The organism is Granulicatella sp. (assembly GCF_057274575.1).
The window spans coordinates 1-18291 of sequence record NZ_DBHISP010000018.1; the positions used below are offsets into that span (position 1 = coordinate 1).

General features: G+C 34.2%; 17 protein-coding genes and 1 pseudogene. All 18 read right to left on the reverse strand.

The features are described from left to right. Positions 1-149 precede the first annotated feature (149 nt). The gene (locus tag ACO5V7_RS07910; protein WP_217950596.1) at positions 150-785 is read right to left on the reverse strand and encodes a response regulator transcription factor; all 636 of its coding nucleotides are present in this window, start codon (positions 783-785) and stop codon (positions 150-152) included. Beyond that, a complete protein-coding gene (locus tag ACO5V7_RS07915; RefSeq protein ID WP_485485745.1) occupies positions 778-1845 on the reverse strand; it encodes a sensor histidine kinase in 1068 nt (355 codons plus the stop codon). The genes ACO5V7_RS07910 and ACO5V7_RS07915 overlap by 8 nt, the downstream gene beginning before the upstream one ends. Beyond that, positions 1842-2576: a cell wall-active antibiotics response protein LiaF gene (liaF, locus tag ACO5V7_RS07920; RefSeq protein ID WP_485485746.1), complete on the reverse strand. Its 735-nt coding sequence runs from the start codon at positions 2574-2576 to the stop codon at positions 1842-1844. The genes ACO5V7_RS07915 and liaF overlap by 4 nt, the downstream gene beginning before the upstream one ends. A gap of 137 nt (positions 2577-2713) precedes the next feature. Then, complete coding sequence (gene greA / locus ACO5V7_RS07925; RefSeq protein WP_049554698.1) at positions 2714-3193, reverse strand: transcription elongation factor GreA; 480 nt, start codon at positions 3191-3193, stop codon at positions 2714-2716. A gap of 171 nt (positions 3194-3364) precedes the next feature. Then, positions 3365-3997: a uridine kinase gene (gene udk / locus ACO5V7_RS07930; protein WP_049554699.1), complete on the reverse strand. Its 633-nt coding sequence runs from the start codon at positions 3995-3997 to the stop codon at positions 3365-3367. Positions 3998-4001: 4 nt separating this feature from the next. Continuing rightward, complete coding sequence (mltG, locus tag ACO5V7_RS07935) at positions 4002-5144, reverse strand: endolytic transglycosylase MltG (protein ID WP_314073491.1); 1143 nt, start codon at positions 5142-5144, stop codon at positions 4002-4004. A gap of 184 nt (positions 5145-5328) precedes the next feature. Beyond that, positions 5329-5934, reverse strand: coding sequence for a GyrI-like domain-containing protein (locus ACO5V7_RS07940; protein ID WP_485485747.1), 606 nt, complete (start codon positions 5932-5934; stop codon positions 5329-5331). Between the two features lie 60 nt (positions 5935-5994). After that, a pseudogene (locus ACO5V7_RS07945) lies at positions 5995-6888 on the reverse strand (helix-turn-helix transcriptional regulator). 124 nt (positions 6889-7012) lie between these two features. Then, the gene (locus tag ACO5V7_RS07950) at positions 7013-7342 is read right to left on the reverse strand and encodes a DUF1292 domain-containing protein (protein WP_005605104.1); all 330 of its coding nucleotides are present in this window, start codon (positions 7340-7342) and stop codon (positions 7013-7015) included. Between the two features lie 17 nt (positions 7343-7359). Next, positions 7360-7785 (reverse strand): Holliday junction resolvase RuvX, encoded by a 426-nt coding sequence (ruvX, locus tag ACO5V7_RS07955; protein ID WP_039848739.1) that lies wholly within the window; start codon positions 7783-7785, stop codon positions 7360-7362. Between the two features lies 1 nt (position 7786). Beyond that, positions 7787-8053 carry an IreB family regulatory phosphoprotein gene (locus tag ACO5V7_RS07960; RefSeq protein ID WP_005605102.1) on the reverse strand — a complete coding sequence of 89 codons (267 nt, stop codon included), beginning with the start codon at positions 8051-8053 and terminating at the stop codon, positions 7787-7789. Between the two features lie 168 nt (positions 8054-8221). Further along, positions 8222-10864: an alanine--tRNA ligase gene (gene alaS / locus ACO5V7_RS07965; protein WP_485485748.1), complete on the reverse strand. Its 2643-nt coding sequence runs from the start codon at positions 10862-10864 to the stop codon at positions 8222-8224. Positions 10865-11130: 266 nt separating this feature from the next. After that, on the reverse strand, positions 11131-12822 hold the full coding sequence (locus ACO5V7_RS07970; RefSeq protein ID WP_485485749.1) for a cache domain-containing sensor histidine kinase: 1692 nt from the start codon (positions 12820-12822) through the stop codon (positions 11131-11133). Further along, positions 12819-13565 carry a response regulator transcription factor gene (locus tag ACO5V7_RS07975; RefSeq protein WP_288295448.1) on the reverse strand — a complete coding sequence of 249 codons (747 nt, stop codon included), beginning with the start codon at positions 13563-13565 and terminating at the stop codon, positions 12819-12821. The genes ACO5V7_RS07970 and ACO5V7_RS07975 overlap by 4 nt, the downstream gene beginning before the upstream one ends. 123 nt (positions 13566-13688) lie before the next feature. After that, positions 13689-14804 (reverse strand): peptide-methionine (R)-S-oxide reductase MsrB, encoded by a 1116-nt coding sequence (gene msrB, locus ACO5V7_RS07980; protein WP_485485750.1) that lies wholly within the window; start codon positions 14802-14804, stop codon positions 13689-13691. Between the two features lie 16 nt (positions 14805-14820). Continuing rightward, the gene (locus tag ACO5V7_RS07985; RefSeq protein WP_485485751.1) at positions 14821-15408 is read right to left on the reverse strand and encodes a redoxin family protein; all 588 of its coding nucleotides are present in this window, start codon (positions 15406-15408) and stop codon (positions 14821-14823) included. 18 nt (positions 15409-15426) lie between these two features. Then, a complete protein-coding gene (locus tag ACO5V7_RS07990) occupies positions 15427-16119 on the reverse strand; it encodes a cytochrome c biogenesis CcdA family protein (RefSeq protein ID WP_485485752.1) in 693 nt (230 codons plus the stop codon). A 154-nt stretch (positions 16120-16273) separates the two neighbouring features. Beyond that, positions 16274-17995 carry a septation ring formation regulator EzrA gene (locus ACO5V7_RS07995; protein ID WP_485485753.1) on the reverse strand — a complete coding sequence of 574 codons (1722 nt, stop codon included), beginning with the start codon at positions 17993-17995 and terminating at the stop codon, positions 16274-16276. Positions 17996-18291 lie beyond the last annotated feature (296 nt).

Below are 18291 nucleotides of genomic sequence, written 5' to 3' on the forward strand. Positions count from 1 at the left end.
AGTGTGATAAGTCCAGTTTTTATGCGGATAACTAGATTTTTATGCTATTTTTAGTATTAAAAAAGATGCATGGAAATTTCCATACATCTTTTTCGTTTTGATTCTTCTTATGATTCATATTCATTCATAACTAATGACCGTAACTAAGTCTACATTTTTATTAACTGATGCTTGAATGCATAAATCGTTGCTTGTGTTCTGTCTTCTACTTCCAATTTGGATAAAATATTTGAAACATGAGTTTTTACTGTTTTTAAAGTAATAAATAATTCATCCGCAATTTCTTGATTTGATTTTCCTTGTGCAATTAGAAGAAGGACTTCCAATTCACGCTGGGTCAAATCATCATGAGGGAAATGTTGTTGCTTCATTTGGATTCTATTCACTAATTTATCAGTCACTTGAGGTTCAAATACGCCGTCCCCTTGATAAGTATCACGAATAGCTTTAGCAATTTGAGAAGCCGAAGAAGTTTTTAAAATATAACTTTTAGCACCTGCATTTATGGCTGGAAAGACTTTTTCATCATCAATGAAACTAGTTAAAATAATGATTTTTGCTTCTGGCCATTGACGTAGAATTTCTTTTGTCGCTTCAATTCCATCCATCTCAGGCATGACTAAATCCATTAGAATGATGTCCGGTTTATAGGATAAAGCCTTTTCCACACCTTCTCGACCATTTTTTGCTTCAGCAATAACATCGATATCATCCTGCATTGATAAATACGAAGACACGCCTAATCGTACCATTTCATGGTCATCTACTAATAAAACATTAATCATAATTTCCCTCCAAATGACGACCAAGCGGAATTTTGATTTCTATTGTTGTCCCTTGATTTGAGAAGCTTACAATCTTCACTTGTCCACCGAGTCCTTGTACTCTTTCTTTCATATTATTAATTCCATAACTACCAGGATGGATGTCCTCTACGTTAAATCCGATACCATCGTCTTCGATTTTAAAGATTACATTTGAGTCTTTCTGTCTTAAGTAAACCTCTAAATGTTTGGCATGAGAATGTCTTAGCGTATTCGAAAGCAATTCCTGAGCAATTCTAAAGAGATGATCTTCAACCCCTTCTGGCAAAATAACATCCTCTATATCCCAATGAATTTTCATCTGAACTTTTGTTTGTAATTCCACTAATAAACCTTCGATTCCGGATTTTAAGGATTTATTTTCTAAAGAAATAGGTCTAAGATGTAGTAATAATGCACGCATTTCAGACTGTGCTTGAGAAAGAACATGTTCAATCATGGCTAGTTGTTTTTGTTCTTTTTCATCAAAATGTTGCTTTCTTTCATTCAAAGCAGAAATCATCATCATTGCGGCAAATAATTGTTGGCTTACAGAGTCATGTAATTCTCTGGCAATACGTCTTCTTTCTTGTTCAATAATTTGTTCTTTTGTCTCTTCTCCAACATATTGAGGTTTTCTACCTATTTCTTGTAACTCTAAAGATACCGTTTCAATCTGATTTGATATCGCCATTGATTGAGTGTAAAAAGCATTTAAATCTAGAATTGTTGCTTCATTCAGCCAATTAGATTCATCTTTATCTTTTACCAACTGAAACTGTGCCTTTTGAATCATTAACAGCTGCTCTGTAATTTTTCTTTCAGCCTGACGATTTAATACATATAAGATAACCGCAGAAATCAATGATAAAAATAGAAGTATTAAAAGAAATAGTGTGATAGTCCCAAGTGTTTCCTGAAAACTAATCTCTTCTAAATGATCAAAATTAAACCATTTTCTAAAGAGAAATATAAATACTGTACTGACAATACTATAAAGTGCTGAAAATAGAAGCCAGCTTTTGAGGATTCGTTGCTTCATGCTTCTATCACCTCAATCTTTCCAGCCACAATTGTCGTATAGATTTTTACTCGCTTACTAGTTCTTTGATAATCTTTACTATATAACTGAATAGACTCATTACTTAACGTATAAGATTGCTTTTCAAACTCTAATTCTCCAGCGAAACTATGGTGATGAATCATGACACCGACTCCATACGGAACCAAAATTCGAATTCGTCCAAGCCCTTTTCGTATTACAATTACGTTTTCTTTTGCTGGAAGAATCGTATTTCCTAAATCAATAATGGTATCTCCAACTAATTGTCCAGCGTTGATATCGTTCCATTCATAAGGCTCATTTCCAATGATTTGAGATCCTATCCAATCGAATCGTTTAATTTTCTCCGAATCAATCTCTTCTTCTCTAGAATTCACGAAAATATATTCTTGTTGATCCTTTCTTTGAAAAATAGTCGTTACCACAGAAAAAGACGAGCTATCATGACTAAATAATAATATGAGTAATGCTGCTATCATACCTAACCAAATTCCGGCAGTAGATAATAAAGGCAATATCATAAACAAACTACCAAAACATAAACCCATATTTTTCATAAATTTTACTTTTCTAAAAAGAACCAAACTACTTACAATAGTAGCAACTCCAAGTGCAAAGATGATAAATAAACCCATTCTTGTAGTCATTTCAATGGCTGAAATCATTGTTCCTAGTAACAATACAATGAGCATCTTTTTAATATTTTTCATCTTCTCACCTCCATATAGGTATTAGTATATCATCTTCTCACATACAATCCTATCACGAAATCATTTCAAGACCATCAGTCTAAAGAACGATATACAAAAAAGCTAGGAAGTCTCCTAGCTTTTTACAATATTATGAATTAAGCAGATTGAATATCAATAATTCTGATTTTCATTTCTCCACCTGGTGTTGGAATGACTACTTCTTCATTTAATTTTTTACCAATAATTCCTTTGGCAATTGGAGAATCATTTGAAATCTTACCTTCAATTGGATTTGCTTCTGCACTACCAACAATCGTATAAGTTTCTTCATCTCCATCTGGTAATTCGATAAACGTAACTTTTCTACCTAATGAAACAACATCTTTTTCAACATTGTTATCGTCAATAATTTCAGCAAAACGAATCATTTTTTCTAATGTTGAAATACGTCCTTCAACAAATGCTTGTTCATCTTTCGCTGATTCATATTCAGAGTTTTCTGATAAGTCACCGTAACTACGAGCAATCTTAATTCGCTCCACAATTTCTTTACGTTTAACGACTTTTAATTCTTCTAATTCGGCCTCAAGTTTTGCTTTTCCTTCAAGCGTCATTGGAAATACTTTTTCAGTCATACGACTCTCCCCTATATTGTTTTTTAGATTATCTCAATCTACAATGCTAAAACTTTAACACTTTATAGTGAAGATTGCAAGCCCTATTCATTATTTTTATATGATTTTAAGAAATTTTAGTGAATTTTTTGTATAGAAAAGACCTTTGAAACAAGTTCAAAGGCCCAAATATTAAGCTAATTCTCTTAAAATAGAAGCTATTTTTGTGGTCATTAAGTCAATTGCAACTGTATTCGATCCACCTTCAGGAATGATGATGTCTGCGAATTTTTTAGTAGGTTCAATAAATTGATGATGCATTGGTTTTACAACGGACATGTACTGATGAATGATTGAATCTAGTGTTCTACCACGTTCCACCATGTCTCGTTTAATACGACGAATAATTCGAATATCATCATCTGTATCTACATATACCTTGATGTCCATCAAATCACGCAAGCGTTTATCTTCAAGAATAAGAATGCCTTCAATCAGAATAACGTCTTTTGGCTCTTGATGGATTGTTTTGTCGCTTCTTGTATGATTTTCGTAATCATATACTGGCTCTTCAATCGATTCAAAATTGATTAATTTATTCATATGTTCAATTAATAAATCTGTATCGAAAGCAAATGGGTGGTCATAGTTTGTTTTTAAACGTTCTTCAAACGGCATATGACTTTGGTCTTTATAATAGTAATCTTGATCAATTTTTACGATCGTTAATTCCGGGAAATTCTCCAAAATTTTTCGACTAACACTTGTTTTCCCACTTCCTGAGCCACCAGTAACTCCGATAACAATTGGCTTTCTCTTTTCCATGACCTTACTCCTTATCCACATATTTAGCTTTTAATTCTAAATGTTCTTCATACGTTTTCGCAAAATAAATTTCTTTCGTATGAATATCCGCTACAAAGTATAAATAATCCGTTTTTTCAGGTTCTAGTGCGGCAACAATAGAATCCTCACTTGGACTATTATAAGGTCCTGGCCCTACACCGTAATTTTGGTATAAGTTATATGGAGAATCCACTTCTAAATCTTTCAATGATAGTGCTTCTTTATGTTCTCCTAAAGCATATTGAACAGCAACGTCTGTTTGAAGCATCATGCCTTTTTCAAGACGATTATAGAAGACACTAGCAATCTTCTTACGATCCTCGAGTTTAACCCCTTCTTTTTCAATTAAGGAAGCTAAAGACATAATTTGTTGTAACGTATATGGACTCGCTTCAATTTGGGAGTAATATTTTGATAACACTTCATCTGTTTTAGCAACCATTTCAGTGATTAACATTTGAAGTGTTTTATTATCGTTCATATCATAAGTTGCTGGGAAAAGAAATCCTTCTAGAACATATTTCACATTATATGAATTGTATGACTGAGTTAATAATTTAGGATACTTTTGAACTAACAATTCAATAAAACCACTATCCTGAACTTTAGCCATAAAATCTTCAGCTGAGTATTTCGTTGATTTTGCAACTTCTTTAGAAATATCACTCAGTTGCTCTCCTTCTCGAATCACAACCTTCGTTGCATTCAAGTTTTTCTCTTTTCCTTTACCCGAAAGCTCTTCAATAATTTCATCTAAAGTCATACTTTTTGAAACTTGGTAAGCTCCTGCCTTAAATCCTGCGACATTTTTAAACTTTAAATAGAACGTAAAAAATTTTGAATTACGAATAAACTCTTTTTCCTTCAAATGATTTGCAACATCTTTAACCGTTTCTCCTTGGTTAATTTCAAATTCAACCAATTCTGTTTGTTCGCTATCTACAGGTTTTACTTCACCATTAATGTAGTTCCAAGTAAAGATTCCTCCAATTAGAACAATTGCTAGTAGTGCAATCATGAAGTACTTCATAATCTTTTTAATAATAGACGTTTCCTTCTTTCGGATATCTCTTTTAGAATCCGTCTCGGAAATTAAGGAATGCTTTTTATGTTCATTTTGAGACATTGTTTTCCTCCTAAGATAGTCACATAAGGTAACCATAGTTGTAGTTATTATACCCTATTATTATAAAAAAATGAAGAAACTCAATTACAAAAGGGAGTTAGAACGTTCATATAACAATATTTTAAGCTATTTTGTATTCAATAAAAGGCAACAGTATCTATTCATACTGTTACCTTTTGGGGATTTATTCTACTGAATATCTTAGAATTGTTTTTTGCTTTTCTTCGCTCGTTCTGTTTTTATTTGTTAAATAGATTTCAAGGTGCACATTAGATGTTCTTTTTAATTGTAATTCTGTAGCCAATTTATCCATCTTCTCAAAAGATTGAGGTTCATCATCAAAACTTCCTAAGTGTAAAATTTGAATCGCTTTTTCCTCTTCAAATTCTTTAAAGGAGATTTCTTCATATAAATCATTAGGCTTTTTTTGCTTTATGATTTCCAAAGCTTGTTTATATATTTCTTCAGTGATGAGTGTGGGTTGTTTAATCATTAAAATATAACTTAAATCATTCTTATCAAATTCAACCTTATCTCCTTTTTGCCATAGACCTTCTAAAGGAAAAACAGTAAAATCATTAATTTCATTATTCAATGCTGCTTTTTTAAACAGCATCTTTATACCATAAGCGACTGAGTATAAAGCGGAAATTCTATTTGAGAAATCTTCTTCATTTGGATTTCCTTGTCCTTTAATCGTAATGAACTTTTGCTTCGGAACATCTACTAAAACAGCTTTAGTATTTACACCGTATAATTCTTTCTCTTGTTTTCTCCATTCATACTTCATTTTTCTCACGCCTTTCTATTTGATACTCTTATTATACAATTGAATACTTGCCAACCTATGTCATGTTTTATATTTTTCTCCAATTGTTTGAATCAATTGCTTTATTTGTAGGCGTATTTCTTTTGGTTGAAGTACCTCGACATTTGAGCCAAAGGAGAATAAGTAACTAACCATTCTCTCATCATTTGGGAGTTCAATAGTTGTCAATAAATCGCCATTCTCATCAACAATGATTTCTGTAGTAATTTCATCATAAACGCGATATGCCACTCTTTTATCAAATTTAACCTAGAGAGAAATCGTATTATTTGGTACTTTTATTTCGTTCAACGAAAAATCCTCAAACGAATCCTCATATCTTTCTTTCAAAGTCTTCAAATTTTTTATTCTGGATAATTTAAATAATCTATAATCATTTCTAGATAAACAAAAAGCATACAAATACCAATTAAAGCCTTTAAACAATAATCGAATTGGCTTGACTATTCTTGTAGTTTCTTGTAGATGGCTAAAATAGTCGAATGAAATTAAATTTTTATTCAAAATCGCCAGCTTCAAATTTTGAAATAATGCTGTGTCATGTGTAGAATTCCATCCTTGAAAATCAACTTCAATACAATTGATCATCTCCATATTAAATAAGGCAGACAATTTCATAAGAAGATTTTTGTCAGATAAGTCACTAGTTGTCCCTAATCCTTGTAAGACATTCATTATTTGTTCCTTTTCTTCTTGAGATAACAAAGATTGATTTAAAATAAAATCTCGAGAAATCTCAATACCTCCCCCTTTCCCTTGAGTGGCGTAAATAGGGATACCCGCACTACTAAGATTATCAATATCTCGGTAAATTGTTCTAATTGAAACTTCAAAATGCTCCGCTAGCTGTGATGCTGTGACTTTTCTTTTCGATAGAACATAATATAGCAGTCGAAACAATCTATTATTTTTCATACATTATCTTCACCTCTTAATAGATTATACCCTTTTAATGTTGACATCATTTGTCATGTTTTACAAATAAAACTATATTCCTCTAAAAAAATAAAAGACCAAGGCTACCCTTGGTCTTTTGTGATTATAAATCTTCTTCTGCTAAGAATGTGTTTAATACTTCTTCAATCATATCCCATTCTGCTTCTGTTTCGATTGGGTTTAATTGTCCTTCAGTACCATCTTCAGCTTCTACATATGAAAATGCTTGTAATTCTACTTCTTCACCTTCAGGAATTCCTGCTGGATAGCATAAAACATATGATTTATTGTAATCTTCTGATTCAAAAGTAAATAATACTTCGTGTAAAATTTCGTTTCCTTCTTCGTCAACGATTGTAATATGTTCGTGACCTTCATGTCCTTCTAAGTGATCATGTTCATGATCGTGTTCGTGATGTGAATGTTCTGTCATTTTCTTTCCTCTTTCTTTTATTGATTTCCATTTAAATCTAAATAGTTTTGTAAAATCATGACTGCTGCGAGCATATCAATGACTTGCTTTCTTTTTTTTCTTGAAACATTTCCTTCTTCTACAAGCATCCTTTCAGCTTGCATCGTAGTAAGGCGCTCATCATGAAAAACAATGGGAATTTGGAGTCTTTTCTCTAGACTTGCTCCATATCTTCGAGAAGCCTCTACTCTTGGCCCTTCCGTATTATTCATGTTCTTTGGTAGACCAATGACGATTTTTTCAACGCCATACTCTTCCACTAACTCGACAACACGTTTGAAGCCAAATTCAGAAGCCTTTTCATTTATCGGAATCGTTTCAACTCCTTGAGCAGTCCATCCCATTAAATCACTAACGGCAACGCCCACAGTTTTACTTCCGACATCTAAGCCCATCAATCTCATATTAGGCATCTCTTCCTGTAGAACGAATATAATGTCTAATGAGTTCTTCCAAAATCTCATCTCTTTCGTGACGACGGATTAAATTTCGCGCATCTTTATGTCTAGGAATATACGCTGGATCGCCAGACAATAAATATCCTACAATTTGATTGATTGAACTATATCCTTTTTCATTCAACGCATCATACACGATAGTTAAAGTTTCTTGAACGCTTTTTTCATCCTTTTCATTAAACTTAAATAGGACTGTTTCATCTATTGAACTCATACTGACACCTCATTTCAATATATATACTTATATTACAAGATTTTCAGCAAAACTACAATCGATACTTACCGATTCTTAAACTTTTAGAAAGCCTTTCCTTTGCTTTCACAATAAAAACCTTCCTTAAAACTCATTCATAAGCTTAAGGAAGGTTTCCTAAATTTGGTCTTATTTAGCTAAATATTCTTTAAGCAATTCGAATGCTTGTGGAATACCTGCAGGGTTCTTACCACCTGCTTGAGCCATATCAGGACGGCCTCCGCCTCCACCTTGGATAGCTGGAGCAATCGCCTTAATGATATCGCCTGCTTTTAATCCTTTTGCATTAGCATCTTTAGATACGGCTACTAAAAGATTGGCTTTATCCGCAGAAGCAGTACCTACTACGAAGATATCACTCGCACCTTTTTGTCTCCAAGTATCTGCTAATTGACGTAATTCATCCATTTCTTTATTTTCTAGAGAAACGGTAATGAATGAAGTCCCGTTCACCTCTTCTACATTGTTGAAGACATCTGCGACTTCAGCTTTCATGATTTTAGCTTTCAGTTTCGCAATTTCACCATTGGCTTCTTTCAATTCTTGACCCAAAGTAGCCACACGTTCTACAACTGTATCTAATTGGATTGCTTTGACTTCAGCAGCCACTTGTTTTAATAGGTTTTCGTGATGGCTTAATAAGTCAAAAGCTTCTTTACTTGTGACAGCCTCGATACGACGAACGCCAGCACCGATACCAGATTCAGAAACAATCTTGAATAATCCGATTTCTTGAGTGTTCGCTACATGGATACCACCACAAAGTTCGATTGACCAGTCGCCAATGTTGACCATACGAACTAACTTGCCATATTTTTCACCAAAGAGTGCCATTGCCCCACGGCTCTTCGCATCTTCTAGTGTTGTTTCAATCGTAACCACTTCTAAACCAGCCCAGATTTTTTCGTTTACGATACGTTCCATTTCAGCTAATTCTTCAGCAGTTACTTGTCCAAAGTGACTGAAGTCGAAACGTAGTGTTGTTGGTGTTACAAGAGAACCTGCTTGGTTTGCATGAGTTCCTAGAACATCTTTCAATGCTTGGTGTAATAAGTGAGTCGCTGTGTGGTTTTTAATGATTTTCGCACGTTCAGATGCATCTACCACTAATGTGTATGTTGCATTTACTTGTAAGTCAGCTAATACTTCTACAGTGTGCAATGATTGTCCGTTAGGAGCTTTCTTCACTTGTAACACATTCGCTACAACCGTACCACTGGCATCTTGAATGGTACCGTGGTCTGCTAATTGTCCACCCATTTCAGCGTAGAATGGTGTACAATCGAATACTAATTGAGCATGTGCATCTTTATGTGCAGATTCTACTAATTCATCATCGACAACGATGGCTTTTAACACGCCTTCTTCTGTTGTTGAAGCATATCCAACAAATTCGCTCTCTACAGTGATATCACGTAGTACTGCAGATTGTACGTTCATTGATGTTTCAGTATTACGAGCAGCACGCGCACGGTCTTTTTGAGCTTGCATTTCTGCTTGGAATCCTTCTTCATCGACAGTGAAACCATTGTCGCTTGCATATTCTAATGTTAATTCATAAGGGAATCCATATGTGTCATACAGTTTAAATGCATTTTCTCCAGAAAGTGTTGTTTCATTTGAAGCTTTCATGTCTGCAAAAATAGTTTCTAAGATTGCTAAGCCATCGTGAATAGTTTCTTGGAAACGATCCTCTTCGTTTGCAATCACTTTTTGGATGAATTCCATGTTTTCAGTTACTTCTGGATAGTAGCTATGCATAATTTGAGCCACTGTTGGAACTAATTTTGTTAAGAATGAACCTTGAATTCCTAAACGTTGTCCGTGCATTACAGAACGACGGATTAAACGACGGATGATATATCCACGACCTTCGTTTGAAGGAAGCGCGCCATCCCCAATCGCAAAGCTTACCGCACGAATGTGGTCAGCGATTACTTTGAATGAAACATCTAATTCTTTAGAGTCATTGTACTTCTTACCAGCGCTTAAGCCTTCTAATTGCTTAATAATTGGCATAAATAAGTCTGTTTCGAAGTTTGTTGGTGTATCTTGGATAACAGATACGACACGTTCTAGACCCATCCCCGTATCGACGTTCTTATGTGGTAATGGTGGATACGTTCCGTCTGGCATATGGTTGAATTGAGAGAATACTAAGTTCCAAATTTCTAAGTAACGTTCATTTTCACCACCAGGATAGTTTTCTGGATCATCTTCTGCCAAGTTATTATATTTTTCTCCACGGTCGTAGAAAATCTCAGTATCCGGACCACATGGACCTGCACCGATATCCCAGAAATTATCTTCTACTGGAATGATATGATCTTCTGGCAGACCTACTTTTTCCATCCATAACGCTTTTGTTTCTGGATCTTTTGGATAATAAGTTACGTATAGACGGTCTGGATCAAGTCCTAACCATTTTTCACTTGTTAAGAATTCCCATGCCCATGGAATGACTTCTTCTTTGAAGTAATCTCCAATTGAGAAGTTCCCCATCATTTCGAATAATGTATGGTGACGAGCTGTGTGTCCTACGTTTTCGATATCGTTTGTACGAATACTCTTTTGAGCATTGGTAATACGTGGAACTTCAGGTGTTTCTGTTCCATCGAAGTATTTTTTAAGAGTGGCAACCCCTGAGTTAATCCATAATAATGTTGGATCGTTTACAGGAATTAAGCTCGCACTTGGATGCACCTTATGTCCTTTTTCTTGGAAAAAATCAAGGTACATTTGACGAATTTCGCTACTTGATAGTTTTTTCATCTTCATTCTCCTTCTTTTTATAAATAAAAAAACTGCCCCATTGCTGCAAGGGCGTCCTACCGCGGTACCACCTTGCTTACAATGAAACAGCTGTTCATTCATCTCTAATTCCGATAACGCTGGATGGGCGTTTGTATTTCTACAAAGTTTTCAATCGGGAGCACGATTTTGATGGCTATTTTCACCAGACAAGCCTCTCTAATAAGTAAAATCTCAATCCGATTGCTTACCTTTAGAAGTATACGAAAAGAGCCTTGTTTTGTCAACTATTGCAAGTCTTGTTGCCTTTTTATCGAAATGCGTAAATAGACCTTTGTATACTCATTTGATTTTGAGTCAATCGTCATCGTAAATGCTTCCCCAAAAAATAGTTTCAATCGTTCAGTGACATTCTTAATTCCAATACCACCAAGCTGTTTTGATGAAGTTTCTTTCCCACTCATTCCGACGCCATTATCGGCAATGCAAATTTCAATCCATTCATCAATCTTTAGAAGTGTAATATCAATTTGCCCTGGTCTATCGATTTCTTTAATTCCATGATAGATTGCATTTTCTACGAGAGGTTGAATAACAATTTTTGGAATCATAATCGGAGGAATTTCTTCTGAAAAATCGATTCGATAATTTAACTTATCGCCATATCTTTCCTTTTGAATAAATAAATATTGTCGTACATGCTCTATTTCTTGTTGTAATGTTACTAATTCATTTCCCGCATTCAGCGAAAGTCTAAAATAATTAGAGAGTGCTTTGGTAATTTCTACTACTTTTTTATGGTCTTGAAATTCAGCCATCCAAATAATAGTCTCCAAAGTATTATATAGAAAATGCGGATTAATTTGACTCGTTAATGCCTTTAATTCATAAACTCTGGTCAGTGCTTCTTGTTCTTTTTCATCCTGCATGAGTTTTTCAATTTTCTCTAACATTTGATTGAAACTAGCAGCCAACACTTGGAATTCTTGCGCACCGTTCTCCTGTGCTCGAATCGTAGTGTCTCCCTCTTCAACTTTCTTCATGACCTGGCCTAATTGTTTTACAGGAAGCAGTTGATAACGCATCAGAGCATAAATTCCAAACATACAAATCATTAAACTAACAATCCCAACAGCACTCACAATCGCAAGCAATTTGAACGACGTCTCTTTAAAACTACTAAACGAGCTTACCCCAACTAAGACCCAATCACCGTTTCCAACGATACTCTTATGAACGAAGTAATCTTCAGAAACCATCGAATCCATCGGACTATTGGAGATATCTTGAACGGACATTTGTTTTTCTACCGACTCGAACACTTCAGAATCCGGATGATAAATAATCGTGCCATCTTTTTCAATGACAAAAGCATATCCATTTGTTCCTAAAGAAAGTTCTTTAACATACTTTTCTAATTCTTGATAATCTACATCTAAACGAATCACACCAAGATGTTGTCCATCTTCTCCTTTTATTTCCTGACTAATAGAAATAACCACTTGATTACTATTATTTTTCGTCGATTTGATAATAGGCGTGTTTGATTTTAGGATAGCTTCTTTATACCATTCTTGCGCCATCATATCTGTAGATGTTACCATCTCTTCATCCATGCCAGTCTTTAAGATTCTACCATCTTTTGTCACAAATAGGATGGCTCTAAAGCCTGGATGACTCTTTAAAATAGTATCAAACAACTGATGAATTGCATCCTTGTTGTTTGCATGGTCGTTTTGGGCATAGGTTTGAATTTCTTTTGATTGGGCTAATGCTATTGAGGTTGATTTTAAATTACTAACATATTGCTCAATATATTTTGCACTCGTATCTATCTCATGAATTGTATGCTCTTCCACTTCTCTATGAAACAGTTCACTACTTTGAACCCAGTAGAAGCTACCAATGATGACTACAAGTACACATAGCATTAAACTCAGATATCCAAATAAACGTGTTGCTAAAGACTTTTTTCTCATACATTAGCTCCGTTTCTAAATTTTTTTGGAGTAACTCCCACTATTGATTTGAATCGGTAGGAAAAATAATTCATATCTTCAATCCCTACGGCTTCTGCTATCTCATATATTTTCATATCGGTAGATAATAAAAGTCTTTTCGCCATTTGAATGCGCTGTTCTGTTACATATTCTTGGAAAGACTTACCAAGTTCTTTCTTTATAAGCATACTTAAATAATTCGAACTAAATCCTAATTGTTTTGCCAGTTCTACAAGAGATAATTCCGGATTAGATAATTGCTCTAAAATCAATTTCTCAAAGTGAACAGATTCAGATTGACTGGTATTCTTACTGGCTAATTCTAATAGTCTTCTTTGTTTTTCTTCTTCATTCAATTTTGAGACAACTTTTATAAGCAAGGATTCAATTTCTGTTTTGGTAACAGGCTTTAGAATATAATCATCGACCCCTAATTTAACTGCTGATAGCAAGTAATCCACATAATCATATCCTGTTAAAAAGATAATTCTTAATTGTGGAAATTCCGCTCTTGCTAATTGAGCCAAAGTAATTCCATCCATTTTTGGCATATTAATATCCGTCAGCAAAATATCTGGTGCCTGCTCTTGAATCATTGCTATCGCCTGTTTACCATTTTCGGCCTCTAGAACACTTGATATCCCTAAACTTTCAAAATCAACAAGAGAAGCAATCCCTTTTCGGATAACCGGTTCATCTTCTACAATCAAGATTGAATACATAAAATCCCCTCCTGTTTCCATTATACTCTTTCATAAAACTTTTTCGAGTGAGTTTTGCATAAAAAAATGCTTTAAAAGAGAGAAATTCCCATCATTAACCCCTCTCCTCTAAAGCATCTATTTCTATTTAACAAAGTCTTTCAAATAACCATATCCTTTAGAATCCATTTCATCCAGAGGAATATACTTAATGGAAGCACTATTAATACAGAATCGTAGTCCGCCTTTATCACTAGGGCCATCTTCAAACACGTGGCCTAAATGAGAATTTGCAATACGACTTCTTACCTCAACTCGTTTCATATTAAAACTATTATCTTCATGATAAGTAACTACTTCTGAAGAGATTGGTTTCGTGAAACTTGGCCATCCACATCCAGAATCAAATTTGTCTCGTGAAGAAAATAGTGGTTCTCCTGTCGCTACATCTACATAGATTCCTTTTTCATGATTATTCCAATATTGATTTGAAAATGCTAATTCTGTACGATTTTCTCTAGTTACAGCATATTGTTCCTTTGTCAATGTTTTCTTTAAAGTCTCCTCATCAGGAAGTGGATACATATTCGCATCAATAACTGGATCATTTGCTTTTTTCACATCAATGTGACAATATCCATTTGGATGTTTCTTTAAGTAATCTTGATGGTAGTCTTCAGCAACTACGAAATGGCGTAGTTTTTCCGTTTCAACTGCTAATTTTTTTCCTAATTGTTCCTCTTTTTCTTTCATGACCTCCTGTATAATCTCACTATCGGCTTCATCTGTATAATAAATTCCTGTACGATATTGGCGGCCTACATCATTTCCTTGTTTATTCACTGAAAAAGGATCAATCACTCTAAAGTAATATAATAATAATTCTCTTAGGGAAACTTTATCCGCATCATAAGTTACATGAATTGTCTCAGCATGGTCTGTACTATGAATAAGTTGATAATTGGTTGTTTCTACATTCCCATTGGCGTAACCACTAACAACATCAATTACCCCATTAATTCTTGAAAAATATTCCTCAAGCCCCCAAAAACAGCCTCCTGCCAAATAAATTTCTTTCATATTTGTTGCCTCCTTTTTGGTATTGGATTTGTTTTCTTCTTTTTCAATCAGATTCGTGACCTTTTTTGAAATCGATTCTGATTCAGAAGAACTGACTACTGTATTGCCTTTACTAAAATACAAAGCTCCCGCTAATAAAAAAATGAAGGCAAAGACTGAAATCATAAGTTTTTTATCCATTCTGCTTTCTCCTCTTCTAGAGTGTTTCTAAAGTCTTCACGATATCCTCATTCGTTACGTGACCTGGTTGAACTCTTACCACTTTCCCATTTGCATCAATAAAAGCTGAAGATGGGTACCCAACGATTCCTAATTTTTTTAAAAACTGACCATTATTATCTACTAAAACTGGAAGAGTTTTGTACTCTAATCCTGAAAACCATTCCTTAAAGTCCTCTAAACTCTTTTCACGATTCACACCTGGTGCAACAACAGTCAGAACGACTGCATCTTTAGGAGGCGTGTCCGCTAATTGATTGATATCAGCAAGTCCAGCTAAACAGATTGGGCACCATGAAGCCCAAAATTTCAGATAGATTTTCTTTCCCTTATAATCTGCAAGAGAAACGTCTTTCCCATCTAGCGTTTTAAAAGTATAATCACTCACATCATCCATCCCCATTGTTCCATTCATTGAATCTTTATTTTTTGTCTTTTGCTCGCTCATCTTTCCCATTTCTTCAGTCGTAGATTTCATATCCATTTTATCCATACCCATTTGTGCATTTTGACAAGCACATAAAAGCAATGTACTAAATAACGCAATCATCAATTTCGGTTTCATCTTTATTCCTCCTAATTTTTAACGAAAAACTTGTGAAAGTTGAGAAAAGATAATTGATACTCCCATAATAACAATCACGAGTCCTCCGATTTTTTTAAGTAATAATAATCGTTTTTTAGCAAGGTTAAACCATTTAAAGGCTACGGTTGAAGCAGCAGATAAGATTAAAAATGGAATAGCTAAGCCTAAAATATATAAGCAAAGTAAGAAAATACCATAGGTGATACTGGCTTGTTGCGTGGAGATAAGCGTTAAGACTGCACTTAGTACTGGTCCCACACAAGGTGTCCATCCGAAGCTGAAGCTGAGTCCTAATAAGTAACTACTCCATAGCGATTTTTTATCTTTGACTTCAAACTGAACTGTTTTTTGTTTTTGTAAAAATAATAATTGGAAAAGTTCCATTTGGTGCAATCCTAAAAGCAGAATCACGACTCCAAGTGTGATATTAAACCAAGGATTATAAATCAGACTTCCTAATGCAGTTGCTGCAAATCCTAAAAAGAAAAAGACTGTTGAAATGCCTGCAATAAAGATAACCGTTCGAATCATTGGCTTCCAATATAACTCCAATCTCCAAACCTTTAAATGTGATCCATCCTGTTCACTCATTAAAACGCTAAAATAGACAGGAAACAGTGGCAACACACACGGAGAAAAAAATGAGAATAATCCTGCTAAAAATATGCTTCCCCATAATACAAAATCCATATAACCCCTCCTTCATTTGTATCTTTAGTATACTTCTAGAAGAATATTAAAAATATAGATTTTCAACACATAAAACTTGATTATGTTACGAGAATTTAAAAGATAACAAAAAAGCCACGTGGGTTTTCACCCACATGGCTTAATGATTTAACTATTAGAAGAATAAACTATTATTCTTTTCTGCTTGGTAGTTTTGACGTACTCGGTTACCTGCACCTGGCTCCACAGTTTCTAACGCTGACTCAATAATTTGTAATGATTCATCGTATTTGAATGTGTGGTTGAATTGGTCAAGGGCACGACCAATCGCTGTTTCGATTTCAGGATGTGATAAACGGTAACGGTTCGCATGTTGAATCATATACTCTGTTAATTGCGCGTTATCAACGATTTGTTCTGTAAAGATATCTAATTTCTCAACATCTTCTTCAATCACGTTGTTTGCCACGTTAATTTCATTCATATCTAATTTCACACGATCCATCTTTTGCCATAGTTGCTCAATACGATTGCTTGTTGCAAAGAACAATTCTAAGTACTCTTTTGGAAGACCTGGTAAGTGGTATTTTTCAATCGTACGTTTCATATTGCGTAAGTCTAATTCGAAGACATCTAATCCGTCACGGATTGCTTTTTCTTGGCTACGTAAATCAGATAAAGTATTAACTAAGTCCGTTTGATCTTCATCAATACTATTTAGTTTATCGAGAACAAGTTCATAATGTTCTTTTACAACAGAATAAGGAACTTGATGATTAGCCATTGCTTTGCTATAGTATTGAACTGCTTCTTGTTCTTTTTCAAGTTGTTCAGCGAATTCTTGGACGCGAACAAACTCATTGTTCGATAAAATATAGTTTTGTGATACTCGATCAATTTCAATATTTACGTAACGATTGCTTTGTAAAACTTGGTTTAAACGTTTTTCTACTTGAGCTTTATTTCGGTATACAAATTCTCGAGCTTCAATTTCCGCTTCCATTACATCATAAAGTTGATCGATTTCACGAGCTACTTTATCTAATTGTTGACGAGCTTCCTTTAATTCTGTAGCAGCAATATGGTTACGAGCCACTTGAATCGTTTTTTCAATACTCTCAATTTCATCAGGAATAGAAATTTTTGAGAATTGATACTGTTCTTCAACCATTCTTTTATAGCCTTGTTTTAAATCTTCAACCTGCTCACTATATTCTGTATCAATTTCTTTTAAGAGTTGAGGAACTTGTTCTACGATAGATTCAAATTCTTTCATCTCTTTTTCAATACGACCAAGTACTTCTTTAGCTTCTAAGTGATCCCCTTCGTTTGTTAATGTATTAAACTTTGCGAAATCTAACTCTAGATATGCTAAACGTTTTTCCAAAGTCTCTAAGGCTTCTCCAAAAGAAAAGCTATGTGCTAATAGATCTTTTCTCATTGAAGCGTAACGTTCTTGTAGTAAATCTAACTCAGCTCTATTTTGTTTCTCACTATCTAGTAATTTCTGCAAAGCTGAATAGATTTTATCAACTTCTGCTTTTGTCTCTTCAATTAAATTTTCAGCTTGTTGAATAATTTGTTTACCCTTAAAGAAGTTTAATTTTTGAATATATTGTTCTGCACTCACTAGAGCAGCTTCAATTTCAGGAAATCTAAAACGTGTGATTGTTTGCCAAGTCGCTTGCCAAGTTTCGTATGTTCTCTTTGTTTGACCTGTTAGATTTAGATTTTTCAAAGTATAGAAAGTATCCGCAATCGGCACTGCCATTAGCTTATCTTTTTTCTCAGTTAATTCCTCAATCACTTTATTTTGTTTTCTTGTTAAATAGATTGCTGTTCCATATACTGCAGCACCTAGTACTACAATCAGCATTAGAAAGATTACAAATTCCATGCTTTAGCCTCCAAAAATGAATAATTTACAGTCTTCATACATAATATCATTAGTAGTATAGCACGTTTTACAAACGAATAGCAAAGAACTTTTAAGAAATCACGGGATTTTTTGTCATTCTGATAAAAAAAGAAAAAGTGGATGAAATTCATCCACCTTTTTAAAAAAATTTATTTAATTAATTCGTAAATCGCTTCTGCATATATTGCTGTAGATCTGAATAAATCCTCTATAGCGAAGAATTCATTTGCTTGGTGCATTGTATCGATTGAGTCTGGGAATAGCGCACCATACGC